Consider the following 17,365-nt stretch of genomic DNA (forward strand, 5'->3'; position numbering starts at 1 on the left):
CGTGCAGGCGCGATTTTGGCTCTCGCGCGGCGCGAAGTGCTTTGATAGGTGCGAAGCATTCATCGCTCTTCGCAAGTGGCGCATCATGCAATTGCTCAACCGCATCGGTCTCATCCTGCTCTGGCTCGCCGCGCCGCTCGTTGCATTTCTGGCCGCGAACAAGAACGATCCGTATCTGCTCGTGCTGCGCGGCGCCGGAAACATCGCTCTTGTCGTCGGAAGCATCGCAATCGTCGTTCTCTTGCTGCGCAGAGGCCGCTGGCGCACCTTGGCCGGCAAGGCGCTCGTCGTGCTCTGGTGCTTGCCGCCTGTCTTGATGTCCGCCGCGCATCTGACGTTCGAGCTGCGCAAGCATGACGTTCTCGGCGCCAGCGCCGTCGAGGCGCGGCAGCTCGGGCCCCACTTCATGGTCGGCTATTCCTCTTTTTCCGAGGTGGCGCGTCTTGCCGAGCAGGGCCTGATCGGCGGCGTCTACGTCACCCGGCACAATATCCGCGGCCGCACCATCGAGGCGCTGCGGGCCGAGATCGCGGCGCTCCAGGATCTCAGGCGCGCATCCGGCCTGCCGCCGCTGATCGTCGCCGCCGATCAGGAAGGCGGCATCGTCGGGCATCTTGCACCGCCGCTGACGAAGGTGCCGGCGCTGGCGACGCTGGCGGGGCTCGCCCCCGACGATCAGCAGGCCAAGGCCGAGGAATTCGGCCGCATTCACGGCCGCGAGCTTGCCCAGGTCGGCGTCAACCTCAATCTCGCCCCGGTGCTCGACCTCAAGCCTCCGCAGCGGCGCAACCGTCTCGATTTCCACACGCTGATCGGCCAGCGCGCGATTGCGACCGATCCCGCCGTCGTCAGCACCATTGCCAGCGCCTATGTCCGCGGACTGGAAGAGACCGGCGTCGGCGCCACGCTCAAGCATTTTCCCGGCATCGGCCGTGTGCGCACCGACACGCATCATTTCAGCGCCAAGCTCGACACGCCGGTGAAGGAGCTGGAGGCAACCGATTGGCTCCCGTTCCGCGAGGTGCTGTCGCATTCGCGCAGCGCGCTCATGGTCGGCCACGTCACGCTCACCGCCGTCGATCCCGATCGCGCCGCCTCGCATTCGAAGCGCGTCATCGATGGGATCATTCGCGGCACATGGGGTTACCAGGGCGCGGTGATGACCGACGACCTCGTGATGGGCGCAATCTACCAGAACGACGTCTGCAAGGCCGTGGTCGAGGCGATCAATGCCGGCGTCGATCTGTTGCTGGTCGCCTATGACGGCGCGCAGTTCTACCGGGTCTTTGCCTGCGCCCTGCAAGGATCGCGACAGGGCAGGCTCGATGCGGCGATGCTGCATGCGAGCGCGGTGCGCCTGGAGCGCGGCTTTTCGACGGCGCAGGCGCGAGCTGCCTCACGCACCGTCAGCGTCGCCCGGCGGAACTAGCCTTTTGCGAACTGGCGGTAGTCCGGTTCGCGGTGAAACCAGAATTCGTAGCCGGAGACACCCCTTTGCATGGCAACGTCGTGGATCGGCTGGTTGAGCGGAACGACGGGAACGTCGCGCATACACAGCGCGATGAAATCCTTCACGGTCCGGTCGTATTCCGCGGCATCGGTGGTGAAGCGCGCCTTGTCGATCAAGGCGTCCATCTCCTTGTTCTTGTAGGAGGAGATGTTGAAGATCGAGTTGTTGCCGTGGAAATTCCAGTAGAAGTAATATTCGGGATAGTCGAGCCAGCCGCTGAAGCGGTTGAGTGCAAGCGGCAGCTCCTTCTTGTTCAGCGTCGTGCGCCAGTTGGCGCCCGGAATCTTCTCGATCGAAGCCTTGATGCCGATCTTGGCGAGGTTCTCCTGGATCAGGATCGCGGCCGGCTCGCCGACGGTGGCGGTGCCGGTGTCGAGCGACAGCGTCGTCTCCAGGCCGGATTCGAAGCCTGCTTCCTTCAGCAGAGCCTTGGCCTTGTCGAGATCGGTGACGTAAGGAAATGGCTGCGGCCAGACCGGCTTTGAGACCTCGGCCGCGCCGCCATACATGGGAACGGCGCGCCCGAAGAAGGCGCTGGTCTGAATCTGCTCGTAGGGCATGGCCCAGGCGATCGCCTGGCGCAGCTTGACATTGTCGAACGGCGGCTTCGCGGTGTTCAGCGCGACGTACCACAGCGCGTTCGGGATCGGCACGCCCGAGACCTTGACCTTGCCCTCCTTGATGATCTGCTCGAAATCGCGCGGCGCAAAACCGCTGGAGATATCAGCATCGCCCCGCTCCAGCATGGCGCGGCGGGTGCCGGCGGAAGGAACGTCGCGTGCGATCACGCGCTTCACCATCGGCAGCGGCCCGCTCTTCCAGTCATCGAAGCGCGTCAGCACGGTCTCGCTGCCCGGCTTCCAGCTCTCGATCTTGTAGGCGCCGCCGCCGGCCTCGTTGTTCTTCAGCCAGGCCAGCGCCCACGGGTCTTCCGGCGTCGCGTTCTTCCTGGCGAGCTCGGAATTGATGATGAAGGGCACGACGACGGCGACGTTGAACAGCAGCATCTTGTCCTTGCGGACATAGTCGATGCGGAAAGTGTGGTCGTCGACGACCACGAACTGCTCCGGCTTCTCCAGCGATCCTGCCGACATCTGGAAGGTCGGGAAACCACCGACCTTCACGGCGCGGTCGAACGACCATTTGACGTCTTTGGCGGTCACGGGCGAGCCGTCGTGGAATTTGGCATCCTTCCGCAGGCGGAAGGTGCAGGACATGCCGTCGGCCGCGACCTCCCAGCTCTCGGCGAGCTCGGGCGCGAGCTTCTCGCGGTCATACGACAACGTGCCGTCCGGCAGCGTCTTGGAGGCGTAGGTGAGCAGGCGGTCATAGCAATTCCAGGACAGGCCGTTCACAGTCTGGTTGGAGCCGACGCCCTGCATGTCCAGCGAGTTCGGCCCGAGCTCCTGCACCACTAACAGCGTCTCGCCGCGCCCCTGCGCCCAGGTGAGGTGAGGGGCGATGGCGGTCATTCCGGCGACACCGAGGCCGCCGAGCACGAGGCTGCGGCGGTTCAAATCGAGGGGTGAAATGCTCAAGGGTGCCTCCTGTCCGGATTGTCCGGCATCGAGAGGCAAGGTGTATGCCACAGGCAGGACGTGCCAAGCCGCCCCGCGAAGGCGCGAGGCGGCTTGAGTTCGACCGGATACGCGCTGCGCGATCGGCTTAGGTCTGTTCGGCCTGCTCCAGCGCGGCGGGCATCTTCGCCACCGACATCAGCGATCGCGCGACCTGGTTGAGCAGGAGATCGGCATTCTCTTCCTCGGCGAGGGATTTGGAGAGCAGGGCAACGATGGCGCTGTGACGCAGCTGCTGCGCGAGGTTGCGCGCGGTGGTATAGCCGGCCATCTCGTAATGCTCGACGCGTTGCGCCGCAGAGATCAGCGCGAGGTCGGCGGCGGCATCCTCCTTCTCTTCGCCTTCCTTCATGACCTCCTGGCCTTCCTCGATCAGGCCCATCATGCCCTTGCAAGGCTTGGCACGAGCGTTCTCGCCGAGCAGCTCGAAGCACTCGTTGATGCGCTCGACCTGATTTTCGGTCTCGGCCAGGTGCTGCTCGAACAGTTCACGCAGCTGATCGAATCGGGCGGCCTGCGCCATCTTGGGAAGCGCCTTCGTCAGCTGCTTCTCGGCATGGAGGATGTCGCGCAGCTCATGGAGCATCAGATCGGTCAGGCCGGCCTCGTCGACGGGCGGCGAACTCTCCGCGACGATCGACGGGGCAGCGCCGGGATCGGAGGACTGAAGCGCAGGCGATTCCGTGAACACCCAGTCCTCGCCTTCGTTCCACGGGCCGCGGGTGTCGATCTCGCCGTGATCACCGCTGCCGGTGGAATCATTGAAGTACTGGTTCACGAGGCCGGGCGTCGGGGCGATCCGGCCGATGCTGAAGGCCGGCTTCGACAGGCTCTCGAGCGCGCGCGCGAACGCCTTCATATGCGTGATCTCGCGCGTCATCAGGAATTGCAGCGCGTCCTTGCTGCCGGCGTCGTCGCAGAAATTGATCAGGCGCTCGTAGACGATCTTGGCACGCGCTTCGGCGGCGATGTTGCTGCGGAGATCGACGTCGAGCTCGCCGGTGATCTTGAGATAGTCGGCGGTCCAGGGATTGCCTTGCGAGTTGAACAGATTGACGCCGCCGCCGCCGGCAATCGCAATCAACGGATCGGCCTCCGCCGCCTGGCGGTCGTTCCGCGAGGGCGCAAGATGCATCCGGGCGAGGCAACCGACGACCTCGAGATGGCTGAGCTCTTCGGTGCCGATATCCATCAAGAGGTCCTTGCGGTCGGGATCCTCGCAATTCAGTCCTTGAATCGAATATTGCATCGCAGCCGCAAGTTCGCCGTTGGCGCCGCCGAACTGCTCGAGGAGCATATTGCCGAAGCGCGGATCGGGTTCGTCGACGCGCACGGTGAACATCAGCTTCTTGACGTGGTGATACATGGAGGGACTCGCGTGCTGGAGGGAAATATGCGCGACAACGAGGCCTCCAGCCGTTCGTTCCTAAGTCTCTCCGAGATTGCCCGGACGTCTGCCTTGGAGCGCGATGGCTTACGGCGTTACCGCGCTGCGTGCGACGGCGCGCGGAGCCGTCAGTTCCTTCCAGGTCGAATTTGCCACATGCACCGGTGAGAAGGCGGGACGTTCGACGTATCGCCCGTCGCCGGCCCCGGCGCGCAGATCGCCATCCTTCCAGACGATACGGCCGCGCGACAGCGTCGCGGCCGCGCCGCCGGTGCAGGCAAAACCCTCGAACACGTTGTAATCGATCCGGCTCATCTGCCGCTTGGCGCTGATGGTCTTGCTCGCCTTGGGATCCCACACCACGATGTCGGCATCCGAGCCCACGGCGATCGCGCCCTTGCGCGGATAGATGTTGAGGATGCGCGCGATGTTCGCCGAGGTCACCGCGACGAATTCCTCTTTCGTCAGCCGCCCGGTGGCGACGCCCGCGGTCCAGAGCAGCGCCAGGCGATCTTCGAGGCCGCCGGTGCCGTTCGGGATCTTCCTGAAATCGCCGCGCCCGAACCGCTTCTGCTCGGTGGTGAAGGCGCAATGGTCGGTCGCAACCACCTGGAGCGAGCCGGCTTGCAGGCCGGCCCAGAGGCTGTCCTGATGCGATTTGCCGCGGAACGGCGGCGACATCACGCGCTGCGCGGAATGATCCCAGTCCTTGTTCTGGTATTCTCTCTCATCCAGCAGCAGATGCTGGATCAGCGGCTCGCCATAGACGCGCTTGCCGACGGCGCGTGCCCGCGCGATCGCCTCATGCGCCTCGCGGCAGCTGGTGTGCACGATATAGACCGGCGTGCCCGTCATATCGGCGATCATGATGGCGCGGTTGGTGGCTTCGCCCTCGACCTCCGGCGGCCGTGAATAGGCGTGGCCCTCGGGGCCGGTGACGCCGCGCGCGATCAGCGCCTCCTGCATCAAGGCGACGACGTCGCCATTCTCCGCATGGACGACCGGCATGGCGCCGAGATGGGCGCAGCGCGCGAACGAATTGTAGAGCTCGTCATCGTTCACCATCAGCGCGCCCTTGTAGGCCATGAAGTGCTTGAAGGTGTTGATGCCGTAGGTTTTGACCACGGTCTCCATCTCGTCGTGGATCTGCTTCGACCATGACGTCACCGCCATGTGGAAGCCGTAGTCGCTGGCCGCCTTCTCGGATTTGTGCCGCCACTCTTGATACGCCGCGAGCATGGATTGGCCGGGATCGGGAAGGCAGAAATCCACCACCATGGTGGTGCCGCCGCTCAGCGCCGCCTTGGTTCCGGATTCGAAATCGTCGGCGGTGACGGTGCCCATGAACGGCATTTCGAGATGGGTGTGCGGATCGATCCCGCCCGGGAGGACGTAGGCGCCCCCTGCATCCATGATCTGGCTACCGGTCGGCGCATCGAGCGATGCGCCGATCGCGACGATGGTCTCGCCGTCGATCAGCACGTCCGCGCGGCGCGAATGATCGTGATTGACGACGGTGCCGCCGCGGATGAGGAGGGGCATGAGGCACTCCGAGAGGTGAGGGACGGCTCGAAGGCTAAGCGCGCTACTGGCGATGCGACAGGTGAAATTTTAGTCAGCCGCCGCCGCTCCTTTTTTCACATCGCGCGCGACCAGCCCGTCGATCATCGCGCGCACGAGGCCCGCGATCTCCTTGCGCAGCGCCGGCAACGGCACCGCCACCAGCTTCTGCTCCAGCCCGAGCGCCACCATGCCATGCACGGCCGAGAACAGGCTGCGCGCGGTGATGCCGAGTTCCTCCGGGCTCCGCCCGGGAAACAGCGCGGTCAGCGGCTGGTAGATATGACGGAACAGCTGCATCTGGTCGTGCACCGACCAATCCGGCACCAGCTTGCCCGTCTCCATGCGGTGCTCGAACAGCGCGCGCCAGAGCTGGAGATTTTCGGCGGCGAAATCGCAATAGGCGAGGGCGATGCGGATCAGGGATTCCCGTGGCGATGGCTCGCCCGCACGCCTCGCAAGAGACAGCGCCTCGTCGAGCCGGAGCAGTGTGCGCGAGCCGACCCGCAGGACCAGCTCGTCGACATCAGCCACGAGATTGTAGACCGCGCCATTGGCGCAGCCGATCGCGCGGGCCAAATCGCGGGTCTTCAGACCCGCCAACCCCCGCTCGGCGATCATCCGCTCGGCCGCCTGGATCAGGGCGACACGCAATTTCTCTCGCCGTTCCAGAGCTTTAGTCATCTTTAACCAAATTCTTGAGCGTCGCTCAAATATTTATTGAACGAAGTTCAAGTTTCCTGCTACAAAGCATGTGTGAGCAACGCTCATAGACAGGGAGCAACCAATGTTCAAGACCGTCGTGACTCTTTTCCGCGGCAGCGTCGCCGCTGCGGGCGAGGAACTGGAAGACCGCACCGCCCTCCTGATCCTGGACCAGCAGATGCGCGATGCGGCCGCAGCCGTCGAGCGCAGCAAGCGCACGCTGGCGCTGGCAATCGCGCAGGACCAGCAGGAGGGCCGCAAGCTCGAGGCCACGAATGCGCGCATCGCCGATCTCGAGACCCGCGCCGTCGCGGCGCTGGACGGCGGCCGCGAGGACCTCGCCAAGGAGGCCGCCGAAGCCATTGCGGCCCTGGAGGCCGATCGCGATGCGGCCATGACGGCGCGCGCGCTGTTCGCGACCGAGATCGCCCGGTTGAAGCGCCACGTCGCCAACGCGCAGGCCCGCATCACCGAGCTCGATCGTGGTCGCCGGATTGCGCGTGCCTCGGACGCGGTGCGCTCGCTTCGCCGCAGCGGCATCGAGGCCGCGCGCCCCTATGAATCGACATTGCCGGAGGCGGAGGGGACGCTGAGGCGTCTGCGCGAGCGGCAGATGGAGGCTCAGGCGGCCGACGATGCCCTGGTCGAGCTCGACGTGGCCACCGGTCCGCTCGCCACCGCCGAAAAACTCGCCGAGCAGGGCTTTGGCCCCCGGCTCAAGACGACCGCAGACGACGTGCTGGCGCGCTTGAAGTCCAAGCGCATGCCGACGGCCTGATCTCAAGTCTGAACCCGAACGCAATCATCATTCGAAACAACAGGAGACGATCATGAATCAAACCGGCCAGCCCCACAGCGGCGCCTGGGTGAGCTTCACCTACGCGTCCTTCGCAGCGTCCGCCTTCCTCGTCGCCATCGGCATCTTCTTCCTGCCGATCGATCTCTGGATGAAGGGTTATCTCACCATGGGCATCGTGATGATGATCCAGACCTGCGTCACCCTGACCAAGACCGTGCGCGACAATCATGAGAGCAGCCGCCTCGTGAACCGCATCGAGGATGCCAAGGCCGAGCGGCTGCTGATGGAGGTCTCCAAGGCGGCGTGAGGAGCGAACGGCCCCCGCCGCAATGTGGGGCGGCGGGGCCCCTGCGGCAGGACGGGCGCATTGTGCTTCGCGTGCAGGTGCGATATGGCTCTCGCGCTTTCCAGAGGCGGAGACGAGCTTTGTCGAAACAATCCCTGCGCGAGGAGGCCGAGCGCCTGATCCGCGAATCGATGGAAAAGAAGACCATCCTGGTCAAGCAGGGCACGACCCGTATCGAGGCGGTCTGCGGCAAGTGCGGAGCGCCGAACCGGGTGCAGGCGGAGAAGGGCCAGACCCGCGTCAAGTTCGCCTGCAAGAACTGCGGGCACAAGCAGGAGACGTTGTAGGCATCTTCGCCTCACATCACCTGATGCACGTCGATGACGACGCGATCCGCATGGCGCGCCGCTGAGGCCACGAAGATGTGCTCCATCAGCCAGCGGTACTTCTCGTGCCCGGTCTCGAACTTCGGCACGGTGCGGAAATAGATCAGCTTCGGATCGACCGGCTCGCCGCGCTTGAGCTTTTGCAGGAGCTCGACCGGGCCGAAGCGCATACCTTTGTTCTCGACGTAGACGGTCGCACCGTCGTCGGTCTCGAAGGCGTATTTTGCTTCGAGATCGATCAGCTCGTTGGGCCGGATGGTCTGGAAGTCCGCGCCGAACGGGAGCACCTTTCCCCTGACCGCGCCCGTCACCTCGCCGCCGATGATCGGAATGATCCGGCGAACGCCGATCCCGGTCTCGCCGGCAGTGACGACGTCGCCGATGCGCGCGGTGATGGTGAAGACGTATCTGGTTTCCAGCGTCGGTTTGGTCATCGCTTCACCTTCAATGCGCCATCATCCGCGTCGGCAGCCAGGTTGCCAGCAGCGGGAAGGCGATCAGGATCACCAGCCGCACCAGGTCCGTCGCCACGAACGGTATCACGCCCTTGAAGATCGTCGAGAACGAGACGTCCTTCACCACGCTCTTGATGACGAAGACGTTCATTCCGACCGGCGGATGGATCAGGCCGAGCTCGACGGTCATGACGATGATGACGCCGAACCAGATCGGGTCGAAGCCGAGATGCATGATCACCGGGAAGATGATCGGCACGGTCAGGATAATCATCGCCATCGCGTCCATCAGGCAGCCGAGCACGAGATACATCACCATGATCAGGGCCAGCACGCCGTAGGGACCGAGGCCGAGCCCGGTGAGGAATTCCGTCACTTTCTGCGGCGTCTGCGTCACCGTGAGGAAATAGCCGAAGATCAGCGCGCCGATCAGCACGGTGAACACCGCAGCCGCGGTGCGCGTCGCCTGCAGCAGCGAGGCCAGCACCTTCTCGCGGTCGAGCCGGCCGGTCAGCACGCCGATGATGAAGGCCCCGGTCGCACCGACTCCGCCGGCCTCGGTCGGCGTGAAGCGCGGCAGGAAGGGCAAGCCGTAGAGGCCGCCGATGACGAAGATAAACAGCAGCACCGGTGCCCAGATCTCCTTCAGCCCGGCAAAGCGCTCGCGCCACGGCGTCACCTTGCCTTTCGGCAGGAAGTCGGGGCGGAAATAGCCGATCAGGAAGATCGTGATCATGTACATGGTCATCGCGAGCAGGCCCGGGATGATGCCGGCGATGAACAGCTTGCCGATGTCCTGCTCGGTGATGATGCCGTAGACCGCGAGCACCGTGGAGGGCGGCAGCATCGCCCCCAGCGTGCCGCCTGCCGCGATCACGCCGGTGGCGAACGACTGCGGATAGCCGAACCGGCGCATCTCGGGATAGGCGACGGCGGAGAAGGTCGCGGCGGTCGCCACCGACGAGCCGCAGATCGCGGCAAAGCCGCCGCAGGCACCGACGGTGGCAATGCCGAGCCCGCCGCGCAAATGGCCGACGAAACCGTTGGCGGCGCGGAACAGCTCGCGGCTCATGCCGGAGTGGGAGACGAACGAGCCCATCAGCAGGAACATCGGGATGACGCCGAACGTGTAGTCGGTGACCGTCCGCATCGAGGTCTGGCCGACCAGCTTCAGCGCTGCCGTCCCGTTGACGAGATAGGCGAAGCCGGACACGCCGACGAGGCCCATGGCCATGCCGACCGGCACGCGCAGCAGCATCAGGACGAAGAGGGAAATGAAGCCGATTACGGCGACGGCATCGGTGCTCATGGTTACTCCGTCGCCTTGATCTTGGGGTCGTGCATCTCTTCGGGATGGAAGATCAGCCGGTAGGTGCGGATCGCGATCAGCAGCACGGCGCAGACGTCGCCGATCCAGGCGACCGCGAAGAACGGCCAGGTCGGCATGTGCAGGTCGAAGGTCTGGACGTTGTCGTTGTAGGTGCCGCGCACCTTGTCGAACAGCGTCCAGGTCTGCACCGTGACGACGAACAGCAGCACCAGCGTCGCGAACACGTCGATCCAGCGTTGATGGCGCGGCCCGACATTGCCCCAGACCAGGTCGACCGTGATGTGGGTGCCGCGATAGGAGGTCGCGGCGATGCCCCAGAAGATCAGGATGCCGAGCAGCATGCGGCCGATGTCGAAGGAATCGGGGATCGAATAGTTCAGCGTGTTGCGCAAGAGCACCGACAGGAAGATGTCGAGCGCGACGATGCCGACGAAGCCGGCCGCGATCCATTCGATCGAGTCGATCACGCGATCCATCCAGGAGCGCTTCATGGGGGAAGAGTCCTATCTAAAATCAAGCGAAGTTGGGTTCAGCTGTTTCCACGAAGCGGGTGCGCTCCCTCCCCCGCTAGCGGGGAGGGTTGGGGGAGAGGGTGCTTCCACAATCGAGAACCCCCAAGAGGAGAGAGCCCTCACCCGGCGCGCGGGACGATGCTTTGCATCGCCCGGGCGCGCCCACCTCTCCCGCAAGCGGGAGAGGTGCAGCGAATGCGCGGCCACTGCTGGGCGTCACTCCGCCAGCGCGTTGTACTTCTTCAGCGAGGCCTTGAGCTCCGCGAGCGTCGCATCCGGATCGGCACCGGCCTTCTTGGCGCCGTCGCCCCAGGTCTTGACCAGCGGTTCGGCGGCCTTCTTCCAGGCCCCGATCTGCTCGGGCGTCAGCTTGTAGACCTCATGGTTGGATTCCGCCTTCACCTTGTCGATGCCGGCGTCCTCGAACTTGCCCCAGTGCTCGCCGACCGCGCCCGCCATCTCGACCGTGCAGTTCTTGTCGATCGCGGCTTTCTGCTTGTCGGACATCGCATTGTACTTGTCCTTGTTGATCACGAACACGAAGGTCGTGGTGTAGAGCGGCGCCTCCATGTCGTATTTGGTCACCTTGTCGATGCCGAACAGCACCAGGGAGCCCCAGGGGAAGGTGACGCCGTCGGCGACGCCGCGCTCGATGATGTCGCGCACTTCCGGCGCCGAGGACTGCACGTTGGTGCCGCCGAGCGAGGTGACGAAATTCGCCATCGTGGCGTGGGCGGGGCGGATCTTCAGGCCCTTCACGTCCTCAGGGTTGACGATCTTCTTGGTGCGGGAATGGAACGAGGAGGGCGAGTGGACGAAGGCGAGGCAGTATTTGACGTCCTTCATCTCCTTCTCGGCATGTTTGCGGTACCAGGCGTCCAGGCCCATCGAGCCGCCCTTGGCGTCCGAGATCAGGAACGGCAATTCCCCGGCGCCGATGATCGGGAAGCGGCCGGGCTGGTAGCCGGGATTGACATAGGTGACGTCGGCGATGCCGTCGCGCGCCATGTCGTAATGGTCAAAGGCCTTGCCGAGCTGCTGGGCCGGAAACACCTTGCCCTTGATGGTGCCGCCGGAATCCTTCTCGACGGCGGCGGCCCAGTCTTCCAGCGATTTCTGCAGGGGATGCGAGGCCGGCACCCAATGCGAGATCTTCAGATCGAAGGTCTTGTCCTGCGCGAGCGCTGGGCTCACGCTTGCTGCCAGCAGCAAGGCCAGACAGGCTTTCCTCATCACGCGTCTCTCCCTTTTGCGACGGCGGGCTTCGTTGGCCCGGTCTCGTTAATTAACATGTTATCTAATTGGCCGGCGCATTCAAGCCGGAACTGAGGCGCGCGGTGTCGCGCCATCTACGTCAGCCATGTTGCATGGATTTGTCGCTGCTCGGGCGACGACCGCTCTCCCTTCGCGCAAACGTTATATGATATAATTATCGTCTGCGAGCCTTGGCCACAAGCAGGCTCCGACCAAAGCCTAACAGGATCGAAAGGAACATGTATTGCGGACAAAGGTCGCAACACTGGAGCCGGACCGACCGAATTGCTGCTTGGCAACTGTCATGCCCCGCGAAGGCGGGGCATCCAGTACGCCGCGGCCTCTCGATCCAATCGCTGCCGTCTCTGAATACTGGATCACCCGCCCCGGTGCGCCATTGCGCACAAGGCGGGTGATGACACTCTTGGTGAGGCGACGGCGGAGCTCGTTTCAAACACCTGCACAAATTGCGTTTAAAGCTTTGTAGGTGATGCATTCGTCGCTTCATTCGCTTCCAATGCGGCCAAAGCAATGAAGCGAGATTGCCATGACCTTCACCGACATCCCCGCCGGCTACGAGCCGCATTTCCGCAAAGCGCCGCTGACCGATCCCTGGGAGCCGCTCTATTCGAAGAAGACCGACAAGGGCGTCACCGTCGCACTGCGCCTGGCGACGCCGCACACCAACGCCCGCGGGCTGATTCATGGCGGGCTGATCGCGGCGCTCGCTGACGCCGCCATGGGCTACAGCTGCGCCCAGGCGACCGGCTGGACGACGTCGTTCGTCACCATCTCGCTGTCGGTCGACTATGTCGGCGCCGCCGAGATCGGCCAGTGGCTCGCGGTCGAGGGCGAGGCGATCAAGACCGGGAACACGATCTGCTTCGCGCAGTGCCTGGTGAAGGCGGACGACGCCGTGATCGCGCGGGCCAGCGGCACGTTCCGGGTGGTGCCGAAGAAATAGGTCTCTCGTGCCCCGGACGCAGCGCAGCACGTAGTGATGCGCTGCAGAGCCGGGGCCTATCCATCACGGCTTAGCCGGCTGCTCCTGGGTCCCGGCTCTGCGCAGCAACGCCCTAAGCGCGTTCACGCGCGTCTTCAACGCGCTATGGACGTTGCAGCTTGTCCGGGATACGAGAGCAGGCTGCGATGTGGCCCCTTGTTCCGTCATTGCGAGCGTAGCGAAGCAATCCAGACTGCCACCGCGCAAAGATTCTGGATTGCTTCGCTGCGCTCGCAATGACGACGGGGAGATAGCGGTGCGGCACACTTCGCTCTCCTGCTCCGGACGCACCGCGTCCGGGCCACGCACTCACCCAAACCTCCACTCCGCCGTCTCCACCACGAGATCGATGAACGCGCGCACCTTGGCCGAGAGCAGACGCGAGGTCGGATAGACGATGTGGATCGGCAGCGCCGGCTGCTGGTACTTCGCCAGCACGATCTTCAGGCGTCCGCGCTTCAGGCCCTCGGCGGCCTGATAGGCCAGCACCCGCGTCACGCCGCCGCCGGCCTCGGCATATTGCAGGGCGGCGTCGGCGCTGTTGCTGATGAAGCGAGGGGACAACGGCAGCCCGACATCGCGGCCGTCGCGCAGGAAGCGCCATTCGGACCAGGGGCCGAACTGGATGGTCTGGTGCGTGGCGAGCGCTTCGGGCGTCTTCGGCTCGCCATGCCGCTTCAAATAGCCGGGCGCAGCCACCACGATCCGCCGCATCTCGCCGACATGGCGTGCCACCAGCGAGGAATCGGCGAGATGGCCGATGCGCACCGCGGCATCGACGGCGTCCTCCACGAGGTTGACGAGATGGTCGGACAGCCTGAGCTCGGCCGTGACCTCGGGATAGCGCTTGAGATAGGCGGTCATGACCGGCCCGACATGCAGCCGGCCGAAGCCGACCGGCGCCGATACGACGAGGCGCCCGCTCGGCCGGTTGCGCTCCTGCCGCGCCGAGCCGTCGGCTTCCTCGACATCGGCGAGGATGCGCCGCGCTCGCTCCAGATAGCGCGTGCCGACATCGGTCAACGTCACTTGCCGGGTGGTCCGCTGCAGCAGCCGCGCGCCGAGATGCTCCTCCAGCGCCGCAATCATCCGCGTCACAGCAGACGGCGACAGCCGCAGCTTTCGCGCGGCCGGCGCAAAGCCGCTGAGATCAGCGACCGTGACGAAGACGTGCATGGCTTCCAGGCGGTCCATGGGACATTATTGCATATATAGCAATGATGAAGTGTCAAGGTGCTCGATTGTTTTAGACGCCGAAAGGTCCAGATTGGGCGCGAAAGACGCAAGCATGCGCCGGAATTTCAGGAGATGTTCCGATGACGGCAGTACACACCTATGCCAGCGACGTCGCCTTCTCGCCGGCGGTGAAGACGATCCAGGCCCGCAAGGGCTCGCGCGAGGCCTATGCGCGCAGCGAGCAGCGCGGCTGGCGCACCGAGGTCGACGACAACCTCGCCGCGTTCCTGGCCGACGCCAACAGCTTCTACTTCGCGACCGCCTCGGCCGATGGCCAGCCCTACATCCAGCACCGCGGCGGCCCGAAGGGCTTTCTCAAGGTGCTGGACAAGCAGACGCTCGCCTTCGCCGACTACGCCGGCAACCAGCAGTTCATCACGCAAGGCAATCTCTCGGAGAATCCCAAGGCCTACATCTTCGTAATGGACTACGCCCACCGTCGCCGTGTGAAGATCTGGGGCGAGGCGCGCGTGGTCGAGGACGACGAAGCGCTGACCACGTCACTGATGCCGAAAGGCTACCGCGCCCGGCCCGAGCAGGTGATCCTGTTCAAGATCGCGGCCTGGGACACCAATTGCCCGCAGCACATCCCGCAGAAGTTCGATGCGGCCGATGTCGCGGCCGCGCTCGCGGCGAGGGATGCGAGGATCGCGGAACTGGAGGCGGAGGTTGGGGCGCTGAAGGGTGAGAAGGCGGCGGGGTGAGCGGCTCGTTTCGCTCGTCACCGTACCGTTCGGTGTCATGCCCCGCGAAGGCGGGGCATCCAGTACGCCGCGGCCTCTGGTTCAATCATGATCGTCTCGGAGTACTGGATCGCCCGCCTTCGCGGGCGATGACAGCGAATAGGCCGAGGCGTCTCTAAACTAAATCACACTCTCACCTTCGTGCTGGAAGCCGAGATAGCTCGCCGCGACCCGCTCGTTGGCCGCGATGTCGCTGGCCTTGCCGCTGAGCACGAACTCGCCGAGCTCCATCACATAGGCCTGGTCCGCGATCTTCAGCGCGGCCTGCGCGTTCTGCTCGACCAGCAGCACGGAGACGCCGGCGGCGCGGAGCTCGGTGACGATGCGAAAGATGTCGGCGACGATGATCGGGGCAAGGCCCAGGCTCGGCTCGTCCAGCATCAAGAGCTTCGGCTCGCCCATCAGCGCGCGGCCCATCGCGAGCATCTGCTGCTCGCCGCCCGAGAGCGTCCCGGCGAGCTGCTTGCGCCGCTCCTTGAGCCGTGGAAACAGCTCATAGACCCGTTCCATCGAGGCCTTTGCCTTGCTGCGCTCGATCCGGAACGCGCCCAGCTCGAGATTGTCCTCGACATTCATGGTCACGAACAATTCGCGGTGCTCGGGAACGAGACCGAGCCCCATCGCGACGCGGTCCTCGATGTCGAGCCGGGCGAGATCCTGCCCGGCAAAGGCGACGCGGCCCTTCAACGGCAGGATGCCCATGATGGCCGAAAGCAGCGTGGTCTTGCCGGCACCGTTGGCGCCGACGATGGTGACGATCTCGTTGGTGCCGACCTCGAGCGAGACCGAACGCACCGCCTCGACCTTGCCATAGGCGACATGCGCGTCGGTGACGGACAACAGCGTGCTCATGCCGCCACTCCGAGATAGGCCTTGATCACTTCGGGATTGGTCTTGATCGTCGCCGGCGTGCCTTCGGCGATCTTGGTGCCGAAATCGAGCACCACGATGCGGTCGGCGAGGTTCATCACGAAGCCCATGTCGTGCTCGACCAGCAGCACGCTCATGCCGCCGTCGCGCAGCTCGCGGAGCAGTGCGGCGAGCCGCTGCTTCTCCATGTGGCGCAGGCCCGCGGCCGGCTCGTCGAGCAGCAGCAGCATCGGATCGACACAGAGCGCGCGGGCGATCTCGACGATGCGCTGCTGGCCGAGCGAGAGCGAGCCGGCCAGCTGGTGCATCTGCTCGGTGAGGCCGACGCGCTCGATCTGGCGGGCGGCCTCGGCGAGCAGCTTGGCCTCATCAGCGCGGTCGAGGCGCAGCATCGAGGAAACGGGCCCGGAATGGCCGCGCAAATGCGCGCCGATCGCGACGTTCTCCAGCACGGTCATGTCCGGGACGAGCTTGACGTGCTGGAAGGTCCTGCTGATGCCGAGCTTGACGATCTCCTGCGGCGGCGCGTTGTCGACCTTCCTGCCGAGCACGGAGATCGAGCCGGAGGTCGCCGACAGCACGCCGGTGATCAGGTTGAAAGTCGTGCTCTTGCCGGCGCCGTTCGGGCCAATCAGCGCGACGATCTCGCGGGCCTGGACGTCGAATGAGACGTTATTCACCGCGACCACGCCGCCGAACTGTTTGCGCGCCTTCTCGACCTGAAGCAGGACACCGGCCTCGGCGGGCGCGCGGGCGCGATGTTCCAGCTTCAGCGAGGTGTCCGGCTTCTTGCCATCGGTACGCTCGGGGAAGAACGACATCAGCCAGGGCCAGAGTCCGCCGGGCGCAAGCTGCAGCAGCGCCACCAGCATGATGCCGAACACGATGGTCTCGACCTGGCCGGAGCCGGGCAGGATCAACGGCAAATAGCTCTGCAGCACCTCTTTCAGGATCACGACGATTGCCGCGCCCAGCACGCCGCCCCAGACATAGCCGGCGCCGCCGACCACCGCGATGAAGAGATATTCGATGCCCATATGCGCGCCGAACGGCGTCGGGTTCACCGCGCGCTGGAGATGGGCGTAGAGCCATCCGGACAGGCCGGCGAGCACCGCGGCATGGATGAACACCAGCAGTTTGGCCCGCGGCGTGTGGACGCCGAACGCCTCGGCCGCGACATGGCCGCGGCGCAGCGCACGGATGGCGCGGCCGGTCCGGGAGTCCAGCAGGTTCATCGTCAGCAGGGCCGAGAGGATCACCGCGACCCAGATCGCGTAGTAGATCGAGCCGGGCGAGAGCATCTTGAACGTGCCGATCGACAGCGGCGGGATCGCCGAGATGCCGTCGTTACGGCCCAGAAACTCCAGCTTGCTGAACAGGTAGAACAGCCCAAGCCCCCAGGCGAGGGTGCCGAGCGGCAGATAGTGCCCCGAGAGGCGCACGGTGATCAGGCCGAGCAGCACCGCGAGCGAGCCGCTGACCAGGAGCGACAGCGGCAGCGTCAGCCACGGCGACAGGCCGTAGGCCGTCGACAGCACCGCGGTGGTATAGGCGCCGAAGCCGACGAAGGCGGCCTGGCCGAACGATGTGAGGCCGCCGACGCCGGTCAGCAGCACGAGGCCCATCGCGACCAGGGCCGCAAGGCCGATATTGTCGAGCAGCACGATCCAGAACGGGGGCACGCCCGGGATGAACGGGATCGCCGCCATGAGAATCGCAAAGACGAGGATGGGAAGCCGGCTCTGCATCGGG

Annotated in this window: 17 protein-coding genes; 6 read left to right on the top strand and 11 right to left on the bottom strand. The window is 64.9% G+C overall.

The features are described 5' to 3' along the window. The first annotated feature begins 85 nt into the window (after positions 1 to 85). The gene (locus tag XI05_RS33160) at positions 86 to 1,429 is read left to right on the top strand and encodes a glycoside hydrolase family 3 N-terminal domain-containing protein (RefSeq protein WP_271509813.1); all 1,344 of its coding nucleotides are present in this window, start codon (positions 86 to 88) and stop codon (positions 1,427 to 1,429) included. Here the strand turns inward: XI05_RS33160 and XI05_RS33165 are convergent. The 4 genes from XI05_RS33165 to XI05_RS33180 form a co-directional block, all read right to left on the bottom strand. After that, entirely contained in the window at positions 1,426 to 3,048 is a 1,623-nt protein-coding gene (locus tag XI05_RS33165; RefSeq protein ID WP_271509817.1) for an ABC transporter substrate-binding protein, read from the bottom strand. The genes XI05_RS33160 and XI05_RS33165 overlap by 4 nt on opposite strands. A 127-nt stretch (positions 3,049 to 3,175) precedes the next feature. Then, positions 3,176 to 4,453, bottom strand: a complete 1,278-nt coding sequence (locus XI05_RS33170; RefSeq protein ID WP_260382007.1) for a DUF892 family protein — start codon at positions 4,451 to 4,453, stop codon at positions 3,176 to 3,178. A gap of 108 nt (positions 4,454 to 4,561) precedes the next feature. Continuing rightward, complete coding sequence (gene hydA / locus XI05_RS33175) at positions 4,562 to 6,016, bottom strand: dihydropyrimidinase (protein WP_271509819.1); 1,455 nt, start codon at positions 6,014 to 6,016, stop codon at positions 4,562 to 4,564. 69 nt (positions 6,017 to 6,085) lie between these two features. Next, positions 6,086 to 6,718 (bottom strand): TetR/AcrR family transcriptional regulator, encoded by a 633-nt coding sequence (locus XI05_RS33180; protein WP_271509822.1) that lies wholly within the window; start codon positions 6,716 to 6,718, stop codon positions 6,086 to 6,088. A gap of 103 nt (positions 6,719 to 6,821) precedes the next feature. Here XI05_RS33180 and XI05_RS33185 point away from each other — a divergent pair, with 103 nt between their 5' ends. From XI05_RS33185 to XI05_RS33195, 3 genes are all read left to right on the top strand, one after another. Further along, positions 6,822 to 7,517, top strand: coding sequence for a PspA/IM30 family protein (locus XI05_RS33185; RefSeq protein WP_271509824.1), 696 nt, complete (start codon positions 6,822 to 6,824; stop codon positions 7,515 to 7,517). Positions 7,518 to 7,569: 52 nt separating this feature from the next. Further along, the gene (locus tag XI05_RS33190) at positions 7,570 to 7,845 is read left to right on the top strand and encodes a YiaA/YiaB family inner membrane protein (RefSeq protein ID WP_212254126.1); all 276 of its coding nucleotides are present in this window, start codon (positions 7,570 to 7,572) and stop codon (positions 7,843 to 7,845) included. A 119-nt stretch (positions 7,846 to 7,964) separates the two neighbouring features. Next, the gene (locus XI05_RS33195) at positions 7,965 to 8,171 is read left to right on the top strand and encodes a hypothetical protein (RefSeq protein ID WP_271509827.1); all 207 of its coding nucleotides are present in this window, start codon (positions 7,965 to 7,967) and stop codon (positions 8,169 to 8,171) included. A gap of 11 nt (positions 8,172 to 8,182) precedes the next feature. On the opposite strand, the gene XI05_RS33200 is transcribed toward XI05_RS33195, so the two are convergent. The 4 genes from XI05_RS33200 to XI05_RS33215 form a co-directional block, all read right to left on the bottom strand. Further along, the gene (locus XI05_RS33200; RefSeq protein WP_271509829.1) at positions 8,183 to 8,644 is read right to left on the bottom strand and encodes a DUF3237 domain-containing protein; all 462 of its coding nucleotides are present in this window, start codon (positions 8,642 to 8,644) and stop codon (positions 8,183 to 8,185) included. 10 nt (positions 8,645 to 8,654) lie between these two features. Then, positions 8,655 to 9,974, bottom strand: a complete 1,320-nt coding sequence (locus XI05_RS33205) for a TRAP transporter large permease (protein WP_260374247.1) — start codon at positions 9,972 to 9,974, stop codon at positions 8,655 to 8,657. Positions 9,975 to 9,976: 2 nt separating this feature from the next. Continuing rightward, positions 9,977 to 10,486: a TRAP transporter small permease gene (locus tag XI05_RS33210; RefSeq protein ID WP_271509831.1), complete on the bottom strand. Its 510-nt coding sequence runs from the start codon at positions 10,484 to 10,486 to the stop codon at positions 9,977 to 9,979. A 237-nt stretch (positions 10,487 to 10,723) separates the two neighbouring features. Beyond that, positions 10,724 to 11,740, bottom strand: coding sequence for a TRAP transporter substrate-binding protein (locus XI05_RS33215; RefSeq protein ID WP_271509833.1), 1,017 nt, complete (start codon positions 11,738 to 11,740; stop codon positions 10,724 to 10,726). 568 nt (positions 11,741 to 12,308) lie between these two features. Between XI05_RS33215 and XI05_RS33220 the strand changes: the two genes are divergently transcribed. Next, on the top strand, positions 12,309 to 12,725 hold the full coding sequence (locus XI05_RS33220; protein ID WP_271509836.1) for a PaaI family thioesterase: 417 nt from the start codon (positions 12,309 to 12,311) through the stop codon (positions 12,723 to 12,725). A gap of 348 nt (positions 12,726 to 13,073) precedes the next feature. Here the strand turns inward: XI05_RS33220 and XI05_RS33225 are convergent, their stop codons facing one another. Then, on the bottom strand, positions 13,074 to 13,958 hold the full coding sequence (locus XI05_RS33225) for a LysR family transcriptional regulator (RefSeq protein ID WP_271509839.1): 885 nt from the start codon (positions 13,956 to 13,958) through the stop codon (positions 13,074 to 13,076). Between the two features lie 122 nt (positions 13,959 to 14,080). Between XI05_RS33225 and XI05_RS33230 the strand changes: the two genes are divergently transcribed. Next, positions 14,081 to 14,704, top strand: coding sequence for a pyridoxamine 5'-phosphate oxidase family protein (locus XI05_RS33230; RefSeq protein ID WP_271509842.1), 624 nt, complete (start codon positions 14,081 to 14,083; stop codon positions 14,702 to 14,704). A 159-nt stretch (positions 14,705 to 14,863) separates the two neighbouring features. Here XI05_RS33230 and XI05_RS33235 read toward each other — a convergent pair whose 3' ends face one another. Next, the gene (locus XI05_RS33235) at positions 14,864 to 15,595 is read right to left on the bottom strand and encodes an ABC transporter ATP-binding protein (RefSeq protein ID WP_271509844.1); all 732 of its coding nucleotides are present in this window, start codon (positions 15,593 to 15,595) and stop codon (positions 14,864 to 14,866) included. Further along, entirely contained in the window at positions 15,592 to 17,361 is a 1,770-nt protein-coding gene (locus XI05_RS33240; RefSeq protein WP_271509846.1) for a branched-chain amino acid ABC transporter ATP-binding protein/permease, read from the bottom strand. The genes XI05_RS33235 and XI05_RS33240 overlap by 4 nt, the downstream gene beginning before the upstream one ends. Positions 17,362 to 17,365 lie beyond the last annotated feature (4 nt).

Source organism: Bradyrhizobium sp. CCBAU 11357, assembly GCF_028128865.1.
Taxonomy (GTDB): domain Bacteria; phylum Pseudomonadota; class Alphaproteobacteria; order Rhizobiales; family Xanthobacteraceae; genus Bradyrhizobium.

Coding starts and splice junctions, on each gene's coding strand:
- XI05_RS33190 (WP_212254126.1), top strand. CDS start 7,570: ATGAATCAAACCGGCCAGCCCCACAGCGGCGCCTGGGTGAGCTTCACC.
- XI05_RS33210 (WP_271509831.1), bottom strand. CDS start 10,486: ATGAAGCGCTCCTGGATGGATCGCGTGATCGACTCGATCGAATGGATC.
- XI05_RS33180 (WP_271509822.1), bottom strand. CDS start 6,718: ATGACTAAAGCTCTGGAACGGCGAGAGAAATTGCGTGTCGCCCTGATC.
- XI05_RS33235 (WP_271509844.1), bottom strand. CDS start 15,595: ATGAGCACGCTGTTGTCCGTCACCGACGCGCATGTCGCCTATGGCAAG.
- XI05_RS33230 (WP_271509842.1), top strand. CDS start 14,081: ATGACGGCAGTACACACCTATGCCAGCGACGTCGCCTTCTCGCCGGCG.
- XI05_RS33215 (WP_271509833.1), bottom strand. CDS start 11,740: ATGAGGAAAGCCTGTCTGGCCTTGCTGCTGGCAGCAAGCGTGAGCCCA.
- hydA (WP_271509819.1), bottom strand. CDS start 6,016: ATGCCCCTCCTCATCCGCGGCGGCACCGTCGTCAATCACGATCATTCG.
- XI05_RS33240 (WP_271509846.1), bottom strand. CDS start 17,361: ATGCAGAGCCGGCTTCCCATCCTCGTCTTTGCGATTCTCATGGCGGCG.
- XI05_RS33160 (WP_271509813.1), top strand. CDS start 86: ATGCAATTGCTCAACCGCATCGGTCTCATCCTGCTCTGGCTCGCCGCG.
- XI05_RS33225 (WP_271509839.1), bottom strand. CDS start 13,958: ATGGACCGCCTGGAAGCCATGCACGTCTTCGTCACGGTCGCTGATCTC.
- XI05_RS33185 (WP_271509824.1), top strand. CDS start 6,822: ATGTTCAAGACCGTCGTGACTCTTTTCCGCGGCAGCGTCGCCGCTGCG.
- XI05_RS33205 (WP_260374247.1), bottom strand. CDS start 9,974: ATGAGCACCGATGCCGTCGCCGTAATCGGCTTCATTTCCCTCTTCGTC.
- XI05_RS33200 (WP_271509829.1), bottom strand. CDS start 8,644: ATGACCAAACCGACGCTGGAAACCAGATACGTCTTCACCATCACCGCG.
- XI05_RS33220 (WP_271509836.1), top strand. CDS start 12,309: ATGACCTTCACCGACATCCCCGCCGGCTACGAGCCGCATTTCCGCAAA.
- XI05_RS33170 (WP_260382007.1), bottom strand. CDS start 4,453: ATGTATCACCACGTCAAGAAGCTGATGTTCACCGTGCGCGTCGACGAA.